Here is a 16,385-nt window from a genome sequence, read left to right on the forward strand (position 1 = left end):
ATGTGGTCATACCGGATCGTCGCCCCCTACCTCTTCGAGCGGACAACGATTCCGGAGAAGACACCGGAGTGCCTCGCCGACGGCCAGGTCCTGCTGCGGTTCCTGGCGGCCGGCGTTTGCGGTAGCGATCTGCCGGCCTTCCGCGGTGCCCGCGGCCGCCTTCCGGGCGACGACGGAGCCAGCGCGGCCGAAAAGGACGGCTTCCCCATTCACGAAGTCGCCGGCGAGGTGATCGCGAGCCGGCATCCCGAGCACCGTCCCGGGGACCGCGTTGTCGGCTGGGCCTCCGGGTTCGACGGGATGATGGAGCGCGTGGTGAGCGACGGCGACGGCCTGGCGCCGTACGATGCGGCGCTGACCCCGGTGCAGGCGGTCGGCCTGCAACCACTGGCGTGTGTCCTGTATGCCTGCGAGCAGCTGCCGGACCTCGCCGGCAGGCACGTGGCGATCATCGGCCAGGGCTCGATCGGCCTGCTGTTCTCCTACGTCGCCAAGGCCGCCGGTGCGCGGCGCGTCACCGGCGTCGACCCCGTCGACCGGTCAAGCCTGGCAACCGCATTCGGCGTCGACGACCCGGTGCGTGCCACCAGCGACCGGTGGGTGAGCCAGCTTGCGGCCGGCGACCGCGCCGACGTCGTCATCGAGGCCGTCGGTCACCAGGTCGCCACGCTCGGCCACGCGATCGACGCCACCGCGCCCGGCGGCACGGTCTTCTACTTCGGCGTCGCCGACGACGACACGTATCCCATCAGCATGCGGGCCATGCTGCGCAACAACCTGACGCTGAAATCCGGTGTGACACTGGACCGGCGGCGCGTGCTGGAGCTCGCCGGCAAGTTCGCCGCCCAACATCCCGAGCTGCTCGGCACCTACCTGACGCACACGTTCGGCATCGACGACGTGCAGGGCGCATTCGACTTGGCCTGCCGCCCGGCCCCGGAGCGCGTCAAGATCGCGATCGGACAGTGAACGTGCCGGAAAGCAACCTACAGCGGGCGCTGAACCGGGGCGGCCCGATATGGGGCGGCTGGATCACCGGTCCCACGCTGCTCGGGCCGGAGGAATTCGCCCGGGCCGGTTACGACTACGTAGGTTTCGACGCCCAGCACGGCTACCTCGACGACGCCGACATCGCCGGCATGTTGCGCCGGATCGAGCACCTGCCGATCGGCACCGTGGTGCGGCTGCCCAACGCCGACGCGGCACCGATCGGGCGGGTGCTGGACGCCGGCGCCGACGCCGTCGTCATCGCCATGATCGAGTCGGCGGACCAGGCCGCCGCGGCGGTGGCCGCCACCCGCTACCAGCCCGCGGGCATCCGCAGCTTCGGCCCGTTGCGCGCCAGCCTGGGCCGCGACACCGCCGCGCTGGAGTCCCGGGTGAGCGTGTTCGCGATGATCGAGACGGCTGGGGCCCTGTCCGGCCTCGACGAGATCTGCGCCGTCGACGGGCTCGCCGGGCTCTACGTCGGGCCCGCCGATTTGGCCCTCTCGCTCGGCGTGGATGTGGTTGGCGCGGCCAAACATCCGGCAGTCCTGGATGCCATCGTGCAAACGCACCGCGCGGCCACCGCGGCCGGGCTGGTGACCGGCATCCACGCCGGGGACACTACGACGGGGCGCGCCATGGCGAAGCTGGGGCTTTCGATGATCACCCTGGTGGCCGAATCCCAGGCCCTGTTTCGGGGAGCCGCCGAGCACCTGCGTGAGGCAAACAATGACGGATGATCGGGCCGCCATCCGCGAACTGCTCGTCGGTTACGCCCTCGCGCTCGACGCGGGTGACATCGACGACTGCCTGGCGCTGTTCGCCCCGGACGCCGAATTCAGGGTCTACGGGCGGTCATTCGCCGGACGCGAGGGCATCGGGAAGATGTTCCGGGATGCCCCGCGCGGGCTGCACCTGACCGGAGCCTCCCGGATCGACGTCGGCGACGCCACGGCGACCGCCCGGTCGCAGGTGCTGTTCGTGCGGGCGGGCGACCTGCACCTGCGCCCCGCCCTCTACGACGACGAATTCGTCCGCACCGACGGGCAGTGGCGTTTTCGACGACGGCGGTGCCAGTTCGTCACCAGCCACGGCCTGTCCGACACCCCCGAGGTCACGTCATCATGAATCCACGCGTCGCACTGGTGACCGGCGCGGCCGGCGGGCAGGGCTGGGCGATCGCCAAAAGGCTACGTGCGGAAGGCTATTCGGTGGCCGCATGCGATCGGCGCACCGACGAATTGAACGCCCTGGTTGGCGAATTGAGCGACGACGGGGTGATCGCGATCGAACTCGACGTCACCTCGCAATCACTGTGGGAGTCGGCCGTGCACACCGTGACCGGCCGATTCGGGGCCCTGACCACCCTGGTCAACAACGCCGGCGTGCTGCACCGCGCCTCGCTGGCCGACGAGACCGCCGAGGGATTCGAAAGCTCCTGGCGGGTCAATTGTCTCGGCGCGTTCCTGGGCATTCGGACGACCCTGGAACACCTGCGCGCGGCGAGTCAGCCCGCCATCGTCAACATCTGCAGCACCGGGGCCATCCGTCCCTTCCCGCACCACGCCGCCTACGGTTCGGCGAAGTGGGCCCTTCGCGGACTGACTCAGAACGCGGCCGCCGAACTGGCCCCATTCGGCATCCGGGTCAACGCCGTATTCCCCGGACCGATCGCGACCCCGATGCTCGATGATGCGACCCAGCTGCGGCTCGCCGCGTCGTCGGCCTTCGGGCGGATCGGCCAGCCACGCGAGGTCGCCGACGCGGTCGCGTTCCTGGTCTCCGAGCAGGCATCGTTCATCACCGGTTCCGAACTGGTCGTCGACGGCGGCCAATGCGTCCAGATCCGATGACGGGTCCGGCCCTCGAAATCCCGCTGTCGCGGGCTGGTTTTCGGGATTTCACCGTCTTGGCCGGGGAAGACGACGTCTGGGGCACCTGCAGACGCACACCGTGCGGCGTGCCCTGAACGAGCCGGGCGCGGGACCTTCGGCCCCTACTCTGAGCGCCGGGGCCGTCGGCAGAATGGGCTGCCATGAAGATCACCGGCGTGCAGGTCGTGCCGTTCGAGACGTTCGTCGACCGAATCTCGTTCGGCCAGCTGATGACCGACTACCGCGTGGTCCAGACCGTGACCAAGGTGCTGACCGACGAGGGGATCGAGGGCTACTACTTCGGCGGTCATTTCCACGGGGACCAGGACGGCCTGCTGCCCGGGGACCAGGCGATCATCACCCAATTTTTGAGCCCGCTGCTCGCCGGCCAGGATCCGCTCGACCGGGCGGAGATCTGGCGGCAACTGTGGGCGGCGAAGCTGCCCGAAAACGTCTGCAGCGTCATCGATCTGGCCCCGTGGGACCTGGCTGGCCGAGTCGCCGGGCTGCCCGTCCACAAATTGCTGGGCGGTGCCCGGGGCCGGGTCAAGGCCTACGCCAGTAGTTACAACAACCTGGGATCGCCCGAGGAGTACGCCGCCCACGCCGCCGAGTGCAAGCGTGCGGGATACGGCGCCTACAAGATTCACCCCTACCACTACTGGAACCCCGCGACAGGTCAGTTCGCCCTGCCGCGGCCGTCCTATGTGGACTGGGATCTCCGGGTGTGCCGCGAGGTTCGGGCCGCGGTGGGCGACGACATGGTGCTGATGTTCGACCCGTGGGGCACCTACCACACCTACGAGGAGGCGCTGCGGGTCGGCCGCGAGCTTCAGCGGCTGGGCTTCTACTGGTACGAGCACCCGATGCCGGAGTACCGGGTGGAGGCCTACCGGCGGCTCGCCGACGAACTCGACATTCCGATCTGCTCGCCCGAGATCGCCGAGGGCGGGATCTACACCCGGGCGGACTGGATCCTGCGCCATGCCTCCGACATCAGCCGCATCGACGTCCTGCGCGGCGGCATCACCGGGGTGATGAAGCTGGCCGGGATGTGCGAGGCGGTCGGCATGCGCTGCGAGCTACACATGAGCGGCTTCGGCAACCTGCAGGTGCTGGGCGCCACCAGCGACGACGTCTGCGAATACTACGAGCGCGGCCTGCTCGGGCCGGGGGCTCGCTATGGCGCGGCACCGCCGTATCTGAAGGCCCCGTGCGACCCGCTCACCCCGGACGGATTCGTCGACATACCGTCGGCACCCGGCCTGGGCTACGAAATCCGTTGGGATTACATCGAAACTCACCGCCTGCCGGACGCGGTGGTGGAACCCGTCGCGCCTCTGCACCCGAGATAGCGGCTAGTCGAACCCGATGAGCTGCCGCACGGCGGTGCCGTCGGCCAGGTGGTCCATCGCCTCGTTGATCTCGTCCAGCCGGATCGAGGACGAGACCAGCGATTCCACCGGCAACCGGCCCGACTGCCACAGTGCGACGAACCGGGGGATGTCGCGGCTGGGCACCGCCGAGCCCAGGTAACTGCCGATCAGCGACCGTCCTTCCGCGACGAAACCCAACGGGGACAGGGTGATTCGCGCGTCCGGTGGCGGCAGTCCGACGGTGATCGTGCGGCCGCCCGGCGCGGTCAGGGCGATGGCCGTCTCGAGGGCGGCGGGATGACCGGCGGCCTCGATGACCACGGCGGCCTTCACGCCGCCGTCGACGGCCTGCTGCGGTGTGTACGCCTCGTGCGCGCCCCGGGTGCGCGCGGCGGCCAGCTTCTCGGGCAATTGGTCGACCGCGACGACGCGCACGGCGTCGTAGGTGAGCGCCGTGAGCACCGCCGCCATGCCGACACCGCCCAGGCCGACGACGGCGACCGTCTGGCCCGGTCGCGGATCGCCGACGTTGAGCACCGCACCCCCACCGGTCAACACCGCGCAGCCCAGCAGCGCGGCGACTTCGGGCGGCACGTCCGGTGGCACCGGAACCGCGCTGGCCCGGTTGACTACCGCGTGCGTCGCGAAGCCCGAAACCCCGAGGTGGTGATGGACCGGGTGGCCGGCTTGGCTGAGCCGGATGTCGCCGCCCAACAGGGTCCCGGCGGCGTTGGCCGCGCTGCCCGCCTCGCACGGCGTCAGGCCCTCGGTCGCGCACGCCGCGCAATGACCGCACCGCGGCAAGAACACCAGCACCACCCGCTGACCGATGGCGAGGTCTGCGACGCCCGCACCGACCTGCTCGACGATTCCGGCCGCCTCATGACCGAGCAGCATCGGCACCGGACGCACCCGGTTGCCGTCGACCACCGACAGGTCGGAGTGGCACACCCCGGCCGCCTCGATGCGGATCATCAGTTCATCGCTGCCGGGCGGGTCCAGGTCGAGTTCGACGACGCGGATCGGCCGGGACTCGGCGTACGGGCGGGCCAGACCGATCCGGTCCAGCACGGCCCCCCGAATCTGAACCATGCTGGAATACAACCATGGCTTCGGAACCCCCGGTCTCGCCGGCTCCGGTGGTACCGCCGGCACCGGGCGGACTCACCAGCGACGACTTCCCGGTGTTGTGGCCGGTGGAGACCCGGTGGGCCGACAACGACATGTTCGGCCACCTGAACAACGCCGTGTACTACCAGTTGTTCGACACCGCCATCAACGCCTGGATCAACACCAGCACCGGGCTGGACCCGCTCACCACCCCGGCACTCGGCATCGTCGCCGAGTCGGGCTGCCGGTACTTCTCGGAGCTGCATTTCCCCGAGGGCCTCGTGGTGGGTCTGGCGGTGACCCGGCTGGGCCGCAGCAGCGCCACCTACCGGCTCGGCGTCTTCCGCGCGGCGCGGGCAGAAGAGGCCGCGCCCATCACCGCGCTGGGCCACTGGGTGCACGTGTACGTCGACCGGGACAGTCGCAAGTCGGTGCCCATACCCGACGCCGTCCGCTCGCTGCTGTCGACGGCGCGGGTGGACCGGTAGCACCAGATCGCCCGCGGCGCCGCGGCTTTCGCTCGCCCCACCCGGCTATGCTTCGCCAATGCCCGTTATGAGCAAGACCGTCGAGGTCAGCGCCGACGCCGCCTTGATCATGACTATCGTCGCCGACTTCGAGGCCTACCCGGAGTGGAACGAGGAGATCAAGGGCCTCTGGGTGCTCGCCCGCTACGACGACGGACGTCCCAGCCAGCTGCGGCTCGATACCGACTACCAAGGCATGCAGAGCATGTTCATCCAGGCCGTGTACTACCCGGGGGAAAACCAGATCCAGACCGTTATGCAGCAGGGTGACCTGTTCACCAAGCAGGAGCAGCTGTTCAGCGTGGTGGAGATGGGCACGTCGAGCTTGCTGACCGTGGATCTGGACGTCGAGCCCTCGATGCCGGTTCCCGCGCCGATGGTGAAGCAGCTCCTCAACAACGTCCTGGACCATCTCGCTGAAAGCCTCAAGCGGCGTGCCGAGCAGCTGGCCGCCGGCTAGGCCGGGTCAGCCCTGATGGCGGCGACCCGCTTGCGATCGCCTAGTCGAATATCCCCATGCGGTCGCGCATCTCGTTCAGCCGGGCGGCCGCATCGGTGAACTGCCACACGGTGTGTTCGATGACCGCGGCGGCGTCGCGCCGGCGCAGCGCCGCGATCAGCTGCCGGTGATTGTCGACGGCGGCCGCGCCCCATTGCGGATCGGCGGCGTACACCAGCACCGGCATGTAGCGCGCGGCGTTGAGCAGGAACCAGGCCAGCTTGATCCGCCCGCTCGCCTGATTGAAGACCCGATGGAAGGCGAACTCGATGCCCGCAATCGTCTCGGCGTCGCGGGACCCGACGGTCGCGGCGAGCGCCTCGTTGATGCGCTCCAGCTCGTCGATCTCGGCGTCGGTGATGTGGTCGGTGGCCGCGGCCGCCAGCTCCTTGGCGATGGTGGCCTGCAGCCAGAAGATGTCCTCGACATCCTGCCGCGTCAGCGGCAGCACGACGTGACCGCGGTGCGGCTCGAGCTGCACCATGCCCTCGCCGCGCAGCTTCAGCAGGGCTTCGCGCACCGGCGTGACGCTGACGCCCAGCTCGGCGGCGGTCTCGTCGAGGCGGATGAACGTTCCCGGGCGCAAGGTCCCGGACATGATCGCCCCCCGGAGGTGTCCCGCGACCTCGTCGGACAACTGCGCCCGGCGCAGTGGCCGTCGGCTCCTCAGTCGCGTGGATATCGGTGCGTTCACGGGGGCTGCCAGGGCTTTCGGGGCGTCACGGAGGTCGGTTTGAAACTGCCGTCGGGGCTTGTCAGTGGGCCTTTGAGGCCATAGTGTGACCCAGACAACACCATGTTTAATCAAATATCAACCTGGCGCAAGCGGTGCGCGAGTGAAGGGGATGGGTTGAGTTGACCGCGCAACTAGCGAGCCATCTGACGCACGGGACGGAGCAGCCGTACCTGGCCCGGCGGCAGAACTGGGTGAACCAACTCGAACGGCACGCTCTGATGCAGCCGGGCGCGCCGGCGCTGCGGTTCCTCGGGCAGACCGTGACGTGGGGGCAACTGCGGGAGCGGGTCGCGGCGCTGGCCGATGCGTTGAGCCGTCGGGGAGTCGGCGTCGGCGATCGGGTCATGATCCTGATGCTCAACCGCACCGAATTCGTCGAGTCGGTGCTCGCGGTCAACATGCTCGGCGGCATCGCGGTCCCGCTGAACTTCCGGCTCACGGCCGCCGAGATCGCGTTCCTGGTCCAAGACTGTGAAGCGCGCGTGATCATCACCGAATCGGTGCTCGCCCCGGTCGCCACCGGGGTTCGCGACGTCGAACCACTGCTGGGCACGATCGTCGTGGCCGGCGGCGCAGGCGACGACCGCGTGCTCGGCTACGAAGACCTGATCAACGAGCCCGGGGAGTCGCACGAGCCCGTCGACATCCCGAACGATTCGCCCGCGTTGATCATGTACACCTCGGGCACCACCGGCCGGCCGAAAGGCGCGGTGCTGACCCACACCAACCTGACCGGCCAGACGATGACCTCGCTCTACACCACGGGCGCCGACATCAACAACGACGTCGGTTTCGTCGGCGTCCCGTTCTTCCACATCGCCGGCATCGGCAACATGCTGACCGGGATACTGCTCGGAACTCCCACGGTGATCTACCCGCTCGGCGCGTTCGACCCCGGCCAACTGCTCGACGTGCTCGCCGAAGAGAAGGTCACCGGCATCTTCCTGGTGCCCGCGCAGTGGCAGGCGGTCTGCGCCGAGCAACAAGCCCGGCCCCGCGACCTCAGGTTGCGAGTGATGTCGTGGGGAGCCGCGCCGGCGCCCGACGCTCTGCTGCGCGAGATGTCGGCCACGTTTCCCGGAACCCACATCCTCGCCGCTTTCGGCCAGACCGAGATGTCGCCGGTCACCTGCATGCTGCTGGGCGAAGACGCGATCCGCAAACGTGGCTCGGTCGGCAAGGTCATCCCGACCGTGGCCGCCCGCGTGGTCGACGAGAACATGAACGACGTGCCGATCGGTGAGGTCGGCGAAATCGTCTATCGCGCACCAACATTGATGAGCGGCTACTGGAACAACCCGGAGGCCACGGCGGAGGCCTTCGCCGGCGGTTGGTTCCACTCCGGAGACCTCGTCCGGATGGACGAGGAGGGTTACGTCTGGGTGGTGGATCGCAAGAAGGACATGATCATCTCGGGTGGCGAGAACATCTACTGCGCCGAGGTGGAGAACGTGCTGGCCAGCCATCCCAGCATCGTGGAAGTCGCGGTCATTGGGCGGGCCCACGAGAAGTGGGGCGAGGTGCCGATCGCGGTCGCGGCGGTGGCCGGCGACCGGCTGCTGCTCGAAGAGCTAGACGAATTCCTGACCGAGCGGCTAGCGCGCTACAAGCATCCCAAGGCGCTCGAGATCGTCGATGCGCTGCCGCGCAACCCCGCCGGCAAGGTGCTCAAGACCGAGCTGCGGATCCGTTACGGCATCGCAAATTTCGACGAGAACCGCTCCGCTACAAGAGAATTCACGGCCACGGAGGAAAGTTGACGGAAACTGTAACGTTCGCCCGCTGTTGACGAAGGGTTAATTGTGCAGATGCAGTTCACACGTGAATGGCCATCGGGTACATTCCTGTGGTCTCCGTTACTACTTGTCAGTAGGGAGCCGATGGTCACACACGTTGGGTCGGAGCGAAGCGGGGGCATCCCCGGCCGCGTAACGGCAAGGGGGAGAGGCGTGCGGCACGATCCGCCGCCGTGCCGGGAGGCACGCGGTATCAGGAGGGGGCAGCGGTGACTTCAACGTCGGCGAGTCGACAGGGCCCCTATTTGGTCGGTTACCTTCGCGACCAACTGCAGACCCCGCTGACGCTCATCGGGGGTTTCTTCCGGATGTGCGTGCTGACCGGGAAAGCGCTGTTGCGCTGGCCGTTCCAATGGCGCGAATTCGTCCTGCAGTGCTGGTTCATCATGCGGGTGGCGTTCCTGCCGACGATCATGGTTTCGATCCCGCTGACCGTGCTGTTGATCTTCACGCTCAACGTGCTGCTGGCCCAGTTCGGCGCCGCCGACCTGTCCGGTGCCGGTGCGGCGATCGGTGCGGTCACGCAGCTCGGCCCGCTGACCACGGTGCTCGTGGTGGCCGGCGCCGGGTCGACGGCGATATGCGCGGACCTGGGTGCCCGCACCATCCGCGAAGAGATCGACGCCATGGAGGTGCTGGGCATCGACCCGATCCACCGGCTGGTGGTTCCCCGGGTGATCGCCGCGACCCTGGTGGCCACGCTGCTCAACGGCCTGGTGATCACGGTCGGCCTGGTCGGCGGCTACCTGTTCGGCGTCTACCTGCAGAACGTCTCGGGCGGCGCCTACCTGGCCACCCTGACCACGATCACCGGCCTGCCCGAGGTGGTCATCGCGACCGTCAAGGCCGCGACGTTCGGCCTGATCGCCGGGCTGGTCGGCTGCTACCGCGGGCTGACCGTGCGCGGCGGCTCGAAGGGACTGGGCACCGCCGTCAACGAGACCGTCGTGCTGTGCGTCGTCGCGCTCTACGCGGTCAACGTGGTGCTGACGACCATCGGCGTGCGATTCGGAACGGGCCACTGACATGTCAACCGCTGCCGTATTCCGCTCCCGCTTCCCGCGGGCGGCCGAAAACCTCAACCGCTACGGCGGTGCCGCGGCGCGCGGCCTCGACGACGTCGGCCAGATGGCCTGGTTCGGGGCGGTGGCCGTCGGGCACATCCCGCACGCGCTGCGCAACTACCGCAAGGAGACGCTGCGGCTGATCGCCCAGATCGGCATGGGCACCGGCGCCATGGCCGTCGTCGGCGGCACCGTCGCGATCGTCGGCTTCGTCACCCTGTCCGGTAGTTCCCTGGTCGCCATCCAGGGCTTCGCCTCGCTGGGCAACATCGGCGTCGAGGCGTTCACCGGCTTCTTCGCCGCCTTGATCAACGTGCGCATCGCCGCGCCCGTCGTCACGGGTATTTCGATGGCCGCCACCGTCGGCGCGGGTGCCACGGCGGAGCTGGGTGCGATGCGCATCAGCGAAGAGATCGACGCCCTGGAAGTGATGGGCATCAAGTCGATTTCGTTCCTCGCGACCACCCGGATCATGGCCGGGCTGGTGGTGATCATTCCGCTCTACGCGCTGGCGATGATCATGTCGTTCCTGTCCCCGCAGATCACCACCACGGTGCTGTACGGGCAATCCAACGGAACCTACGAGCACTACTTCCGGACGTTCCTGCGTCCCGACGACGTGTTCTGGTCATTCGTCGAGGCCATCATCATCACGGCGGTCGTGATGATCACCCACTGCTTCTACGGATACAACGCCGGTGGCGGTCCCGTCGGCGTCGGCGAGGCCGTCGGCCGATCCATGCGGTTCTCGCTGGTGTCGGTGCAGGTCGTCGTTCTGGCCGCCGCGTTGGCGCTTTATGGCGTCAACCCCAACTTCGCGCTCACGGTGTAGCCGCCATGACATCGCCAGTGAAGGTCAACGCCCCCCGGAAGCCGCCGTACAAGCTGGCAGGCATCGCCGCGTTGATCATCGCTCTGGTGGCCCTCGGCCTGGTCTACGGGCAGTTCCGGGGCGACTTCACGCCCAAGACCCAGTTGACGATGCTGTCGTCGCGGGCCGGGCTGGTGATGGATCCGGGCTCGAAAGTCACCTACAACGGGGTGGAGATCGGCCGGGTGGCCAACATCTCCGAGGTGGTGCGCGACGGCAAGCCGGCCGCCAAGTTCACCTTGGACGTCTACCCCCGGTATCTGACCTTGATCCCGGCCAACGTGAACGCCGACATCAAGGCGACCACGGTGTTCGGCGGCAAGTATGTGTCGTTGACGACGCCGAAGAACCCGTCGCCGCAAAAGCTCAACCCGCGCACGGTGATCGACGCGCGGTCGGTGACCACGGAGATCAACACGCTGTTCCAGACCGTCACTTCGATCGCGGAGAAGGTGGATCCGGTCAAGCTGAACCTGACGCTGAGCGCGGCCGCGCAGGCGCTGACCGGGCTGGGCGATCGGTTCGGCCAGTCGGTCGTCAACGCCAACGCGATCCTCGATGACGTCAACCCCCAGATGCCGCAGGCGCGCCACGACATTCAGCAGCTCGCCGGGCTGGGCGACACCTACGCCGACGCGGCACCCGATCTGTTCGATTTCTTGAACAACGCGGTGATCACCTCGCGCACCATCAACGCGCAGCAGAAGGATCTGGATCAGGCGCTGTTGTCGGCGGCCGGGTTCGGCAACACCGGTGCCGACATCTTCCAACGCGGTGGCCCGTATCTCGCGCGTGGCGCCCAAGACCTGGTGCCGTCGGCGCAGCTGTTGGACACCTACAGCCCGGAGATCTTCTGCACGCTGCGCAACTACCACGACATCGAGCCCAAGGCCTCCTCGTTCCTGGGTGGCAACGGCTACTCGCTGAACGCCCACACCGAGGCGCTGTCCGGGTTGGGGTTGCTGGCCAACCCCGTGTCGGCGGTGGCCACACTCGCCAGCCTGGTGGGTGGGCTCGCCGGGGTCGTCGGCGGCGCGCCCAACCCGTACACCTACCCGGAGAACCTGCCGCGGGTGAACGCGCGCGGCGGGCCGGGGGGCGCCCCCGGCTGCTGGCAGCAGATCACCCACGACCTGTGGCCGGCACCTGAATTGGTGATAGACAGCGGCAACAGCCTCGCGCCGTACAACCACCTCGACACCGGCTCCCCGTACGCGATCGAGTACGTCTGGGGCCGCCAAGTAGGGGACAACACGATCAACCCATGAAAATCACCGGAACCATCGTCAGGCTCAGCATCTTCTCGTTGGTGCTGCTGATCTTCACTGTGATGATCATCGTCGTATTCGGGCAGATGCGCTTCGACCGCACGAACGGATACTCGGCGGAGTTCACCAATGTCAGCGGGCTGCGGGCGGGCCAGTTCGTCCGCGCCTCGGGCGTGGAGATCGGCAAGGTCAGTTCCGTGAAACTGATCGACGGCGGCAAGCGGGCGCGCGTGGAGTTCAACATCGACCGCTCGGTGCCGCTGTACCAGTCGACGACCGCGCAGATCCGCTACCTCGACCTGATCGGCAACCGCTACCTGGAGCTCAAGCGCGGCGAAGGCCAGGGTGCCGAGCGGGTCCTGCCGCCGGGTGGGTTCATCCCGGTGTCGCGGACCTCTCCGGCGCTCGACCTCGACGCGCTGATCGGTGGTTTCAAACCGCTGTTCCGGGCGCTGGACCCGCAGAAGGTGAACACCATCGCGACGGCGCTGATCACCGTGTTCCAGGGCCAGGGCGGCACCATCAACGACATCCTCGATCAGACCGCGCAGCTGACCACCCAGCTCGGTGAGCGCGACCAGGCGATCGGCGAGGTCATCAAGAACTTGAACATCGTGCTGGACACCACGGTCCGCCACCGCCAGCAGTTCGACCAGACGGTCAACAACCTCGAGGTGCTCATCACCGGGCTGAAGGACCACGGTGACCAGCTGGCGGGCGGGACGGCGCACATCAGCAACGCCGCCGGGACGGTCGCCGACCTGCTCGCCGAGGACCGCGGGCTGCTGCACAAGACCATCAACTACCTGGATGCGATCCAGCAGCCGCTCATCGACCAGCGCGACGGGCTGAACGACTACCTGAAGAGGGTGCCCACCGCCTTGAACATGATCGGGCGCGCCATCGGCTCTTACGGCGACTTCGTGAACTTCTACGCCTGTGACATCTCGCTCAAGATCAACGGGCTGCAGCCTGGCGGCCCGGTCCGCACGGTCCGGCTTTTCCAGCAGCCGACGGGTAGGTGCACGCCGCAATGAGAACACTGGAACCGCCCAACCGGGTTCGCATCGGCCTCATGGGCATCCTGGTGACGATCCTGGTCATCGGCGTCGGCCAGAGCTTCACCAGCGTGCCGATGATCTTCGCCAAGCCCAGCTACTACGGGCAGTTCACCGACACCGGGGGCATCAACTCGGGTGACAAGGTGCGCATCGCCGGGGTGGACGTGGGCAAGGTGGAGGGCCTGGAGATCGACGGGGACCACATTCGGCTGAAGTTCTCGATCGGCACCGCCACGATCGGCACCGAGAGCCGGCTGGCGATCAAGACCGACACCATCCTCGGGAAGAAGATTTTGGACGTCGAGGCGAGGGGCGCCCAGCCGCTGCGGCCCGGGGCCACCCTGCCGATCGGACAGAGCACGACTCCCTACCAGATCTACGACGCGTTCTTCGACGTCACGAAGGCCGCGCAGGGCTGGAACATCGACACGGTCAAGGAATCGCTGCACGTGCTGTCGCAGACCATCGACCAGACCTACCCTCACCTGAGCGCGGCGCTCGACGGCGTCGCCAAGTTCTCCGACACGATCGGCAAGCGCGATGAGCAGGTCAAGCATCTGCTCGCTCAGGCCAACCAGGTGGCCAGCGTCCTGGGTGACCGCAGCGACCAGGTCGATCGGTTGCTGGTCAACGCGAAGACGCTGCTGGTCGCCTTCAACGAACGCGGCCAGGCCATCGACGCGTTGCTGGCGAACGTCGCCGCCTTCTCCGAGCAGGTCAAGGGCTTCATCAACGACAACCCGAACCTGAACCACGTGCTCGAACAGTTGCGCACCGTGAGCGACATCTTGAAAGAGCGCAAAGACGACGTCGCCGCGGGCCTCACCGAGGTCGGCCAGTTCCTGCCGTCGTTGAACGAGGCCATCGCGTCGGGGCCGTTCTTCAAGGTGGTCCTGCACAACCTCGCGCTCTACCAGATCGTTCAGCCCTGGGTGGACGCCGCCTTCAAGAAGCGCGGCATCGACCCGGAGAACTTCTGGCGCAGCGCCGGCCTGCCCGAATTCCGCTGGCCCGACCCCAACGGCACCCGGTTCCCCAACGGCGCACCGCCGCCGGCACCCCCGGTGCTGGAGGGCACGCCGGAGCACCCCGGGCCGGCCGTTCCTCCCGGATCACCCTGCTCCTACACCCCGGCCAACCCGGGCGGCAACGTCACCGTCGGCGACGAGGGCCTGCCGCGGCCGTGGAACCCGCTGCCGTGCGCCGGTGGGGGAATCGGACCGTTCGGCGGCTCGGGCTTCCCGGCGCCGGTCGACGTGATGACCTCGCCGCCGAACCCGGACGGCCTTCCGCCGACGCCGGGCATGCCGATCGCCGGGCGGCCGGGCGACCCGCCGCCGAACGTCCCGGGGACGCCCGTGCCGCTGCCCGCGCAGGCACCGCCGGGTGCGCGCACCGAGAACCTGGCGCCGGCCGGACCGACGCCGCCACCGTCGACGTTCGCACCCGGTTTGCCGCCGGGTCCGGCGGCCCCACCCGGGCCGGGCGAGCAACTGCCGGCGCCCTTCATCAACCCGGGCGGAGCGGGAGGCAGCGGCGCTGCCGGGGGAGGTAGCCAGAATTGAGCACCGCCTTTGACATCCGGAACATCCGGCTACCGAAGCTGACCCGGGCGACCCTGATCATCGGGTCGCTGGTGATCGTGCTGGCCCTCGTCGTCGGGTTCGTCGGCTGGCGGCTTTACCAGAAGCTGACCAACAACACGGTGGTGGCCTATTTCCCGGCGGCCAATGCGCTCTACCCGGGCGACAAGGTCCAGATCATGGGGTTGCGGGTGGGCGCGATCGACAAGATCGAGCCCGTCGGCGACAAGATGAAGGTCACCTTCCACTACGAGAACAAGTACCGGGTTCCCGCCAACGCCAGCGCCGTGATCCTGAACCCGACGCTGGTGGCCTCGCGGGCCATCCAGCTGGAGCCGCCCTACAAGGGTGGCCCGGTGCTGGCCGACAACGCCGTGATCCCCGAGGAGCGCACGCAGGTCCCGGTGGAGTGGGACCAGCTGCGCAACAGCATCACGAACATCATCTCCAAGCTGGGCCCGACACCGGAACAGCCGACGGGACCGTTCGGTGAGGTCATCGAGTCCTATGCCAACGGGCTGGCCGGCAAGGGCAAGGAGATCAACACCACGCTGAGCAACCTGTCGCAGGCGTTGACCGCGTTGAACGAGGGCCGCGGCGACTTCTTCGCGGTCGTGAAGAGCCTGGCGCTGTTCGTCAACGCGCTGCACAAGGACGACCAGCAGTTCGTCGCGCTGAACCAGAACCTGGCCGACTTCACCACCCGGCTCGCGCACAACGACCGCGACCTGTCGAACGCGATCGAGCAGTTCGACGGTCTGCTGTCCACCGTGCGCCCGTTCCTGGACAAGAACCGCGAGGTGCTGACCTACGACGTCAACAACCTGGCCACGGTGACGAACACGATCCTGCAGCCGGACCCGCTCAACGGGCTGGAGACCGCGCTGCACGTGCTTCCGACGGCCGCGGCGAACATCAACCAGATCTATCACCCGTCGCACGGCTCGGTGGTCGCCATCCCGGCGATCACCAACTTCGCCAACCCGATGCAGTTCATCTGCAGCTCGATTCAGGCGGGTAGCCGGCTCGGGTATCAAGAGTCCGCCGAACTGTGCGCGCAATACCTCGCGCCCATCCTCGACGCGATCAAGTTCAACTACCTGCCGTTCGGTGCGAACCTGTTCAGCACCGCCGAGACGCTGCCCAAGCAAATCGCCTACTCCGAAGAGCGGCTGCGCCCACCCAACGGTTACAAGGACACCACCGTGCCCGGGATCTGGGTGCCGGACACCCCGACGTCGCACCGCAACACCCAGCCCGGCTGGGTCGTCGCACCCGGGATGCAGGGCCAACAGGTCGGGCCGATCACCGCGGGCCTGATGACCCCGGATTCGCTGGCCGAGCTCATGGGAGGCCCCAACATCGCGCCCGTCCAATCGAACCTGCAGACGCCGCCGGGACCGCCGAACGCCTATGACGAGAACCCGATCGTGCCGCCCATCGGCCTGAACGCGCCGGTGCCGATCCAGCCGCCGCCACCCGGGCCGGACGTGGCCCCTGGCCCGGTCGCCCCGACGCCCGCGCCGGTCGCGGCGCCCGCGCCCAACGCCGGTGGGCCGGCGGTGCCGACTGACTTCGGGGGTGGCCAGTGACGCGCGGGACGAGCGCGGAACGCGCGAGGAGCAAGCCGAAC

16 protein-coding genes are annotated in these 16,385 nt (G+C 68.0%); 14 read left to right on the top strand and 2 right to left on the bottom strand.

Annotated features, from left to right (window positions below):
• The 5 genes from KXD96_RS04585 (at nucleotide 1) to KXD96_RS04605 (ending at nucleotide 4,216) form a co-directional block, all read left to right on the top strand.
• The gene (locus KXD96_RS04585) at nucleotides 1-969 is read left to right on the top strand and encodes a zinc-binding dehydrogenase (RefSeq protein WP_260743214.1); all 969 of its coding nucleotides are present in this window, start codon (nucleotides 1-3) and stop codon (nucleotides 967-969) included.
• A gap of 2 nt (nucleotides 970-971) precedes the next feature.
• A complete protein-coding gene (locus KXD96_RS04590) occupies nucleotides 972-1,727 on the top strand; it encodes an HpcH/HpaI aldolase/citrate lyase family protein (protein WP_260745211.1) in 756 nt (251 codons plus the stop codon).
• Complete coding sequence (locus tag KXD96_RS04595) at nucleotides 1,717-2,115, top strand: nuclear transport factor 2 family protein (protein WP_260743215.1); 399 nt, start codon at nucleotides 1,717-1,719, stop codon at nucleotides 2,113-2,115. The genes KXD96_RS04590 and KXD96_RS04595 overlap by 11 nt, the downstream gene beginning before the upstream one ends.
• Nucleotides 2,112-2,840, top strand: a complete 729-nt coding sequence (locus tag KXD96_RS04600) for an SDR family NAD(P)-dependent oxidoreductase (protein WP_260743216.1) — start codon at nucleotides 2,112-2,114, stop codon at nucleotides 2,838-2,840. The genes KXD96_RS04595 and KXD96_RS04600 overlap by 4 nt, the downstream gene beginning before the upstream one ends.
• Nucleotides 2,841-3,022: 182 nt before the next feature.
• On the top strand, nucleotides 3,023-4,216 hold the full coding sequence (locus KXD96_RS04605; protein ID WP_260743218.1) for an enolase C-terminal domain-like protein: 1,194 nt from the start codon (nucleotides 3,023-3,025) through the stop codon (nucleotides 4,214-4,216).
• 3 nt (nucleotides 4,217-4,219) lie between these two features.
• Here KXD96_RS04605 and KXD96_RS04610 read toward each other — a convergent pair whose 3' ends face one another.
• Nucleotides 4,220-5,329: an alcohol dehydrogenase catalytic domain-containing protein gene (locus tag KXD96_RS04610; protein WP_260743220.1), complete on the bottom strand. Its 1,110-nt coding sequence runs from the start codon at nucleotides 5,327-5,329 to the stop codon at nucleotides 4,220-4,222.
• Between the two features lie 14 nt (nucleotides 5,330-5,343).
• Between KXD96_RS04610 and KXD96_RS04615 the strand changes: the two genes are divergently transcribed.
• Together KXD96_RS04615 and KXD96_RS04620 are read left to right on the top strand one after the other, a co-directional pair.
• Entirely contained in the window at nucleotides 5,344-5,835 is a 492-nt protein-coding gene (locus KXD96_RS04615) for a thioesterase family protein (RefSeq protein ID WP_396877962.1), read from the top strand.
• A 58-nt stretch (nucleotides 5,836-5,893) separates the two neighbouring features.
• Nucleotides 5,894-6,334 (top strand): SRPBCC family protein, encoded by a 441-nt coding sequence (locus KXD96_RS04620; protein WP_260743222.1) that lies wholly within the window; start codon nucleotides 5,894-5,896, stop codon nucleotides 6,332-6,334.
• 40 nt (nucleotides 6,335-6,374) lie between these two features.
• Here KXD96_RS04620 and KXD96_RS04625 read toward each other — a convergent pair whose 3' ends face one another.
• Nucleotides 6,375-7,067 (bottom strand): GntR family transcriptional regulator, encoded by a 693-nt coding sequence (locus KXD96_RS04625; protein WP_260743223.1) that lies wholly within the window; start codon nucleotides 7,065-7,067, stop codon nucleotides 6,375-6,377.
• 161 nt (nucleotides 7,068-7,228) lie between these two features.
• Here KXD96_RS04625 and fadD5 point away from each other — a divergent pair, with 161 nt between their 5' ends.
• The 7 genes from fadD5 to KXD96_RS04660 all read left to right on the top strand — a co-directional run bounded on the left by fadD5 (nucleotide 7,229) and on the right by KXD96_RS04660 (nucleotide 16,344).
• Nucleotides 7,229-8,869 carry a fatty-acid--CoA ligase FadD5 gene (fadD5, locus tag KXD96_RS04630; RefSeq protein WP_260743224.1) on the top strand — a complete coding sequence of 547 codons (1,641 nt, stop codon included), beginning with the start codon at nucleotides 7,229-7,231 and terminating at the stop codon, nucleotides 8,867-8,869.
• Nucleotides 8,870-9,114: 245 nt separating this feature from the next.
• On the top strand, nucleotides 9,115-9,930 hold the full coding sequence (locus KXD96_RS04635; RefSeq protein WP_396877965.1) for an MlaE family ABC transporter permease: 816 nt from the start codon (nucleotides 9,115-9,117) through the stop codon (nucleotides 9,928-9,930).
• A gap of 1 nt (nucleotide 9,931) precedes the next feature.
• The gene (locus KXD96_RS04640; RefSeq protein WP_260743226.1) at nucleotides 9,932-10,801 is read left to right on the top strand and encodes an ABC transporter permease; all 870 of its coding nucleotides are present in this window, start codon (nucleotides 9,932-9,934) and stop codon (nucleotides 10,799-10,801) included.
• A 5-nt stretch (nucleotides 10,802-10,806) separates the two neighbouring features.
• Entirely contained in the window at nucleotides 10,807-12,108 is a 1,302-nt protein-coding gene (locus KXD96_RS04645; RefSeq protein ID WP_260743228.1) for an MCE family protein, read from the top strand.
• Nucleotides 12,105-13,145: a virulence factor Mce family protein gene (locus tag KXD96_RS04650; RefSeq protein ID WP_260743229.1), complete on the top strand. Its 1,041-nt coding sequence runs from the start codon at nucleotides 12,105-12,107 to the stop codon at nucleotides 13,143-13,145. The genes KXD96_RS04645 and KXD96_RS04650 overlap by 4 nt, the downstream gene beginning before the upstream one ends.
• Nucleotides 13,142-14,734 carry a virulence factor Mce family protein gene (locus KXD96_RS04655; protein ID WP_260743230.1) on the top strand — a complete coding sequence of 531 codons (1,593 nt, stop codon included), beginning with the start codon at nucleotides 13,142-13,144 and terminating at the stop codon, nucleotides 14,732-14,734. Before KXD96_RS04650 ends, KXD96_RS04655 begins: the two co-directional genes overlap by 4 nt.
• Entirely contained in the window at nucleotides 14,731-16,344 is a 1,614-nt protein-coding gene (locus KXD96_RS04660; protein ID WP_260743231.1) for a virulence factor Mce family protein, read from the top strand. Before KXD96_RS04655 ends, KXD96_RS04660 begins: the two co-directional genes overlap by 4 nt.
• The last annotated feature ends 41 nt before the right edge of the window (nucleotides 16,345-16,385 follow it).

Origin of the sequence: Mycobacterium sp. SMC-2 (assembly GCF_025263485.1) — a bacterium.
GTDB lineage: Bacteria > Actinomycetota > Actinomycetes > Mycobacteriales > Mycobacteriaceae > Mycobacterium.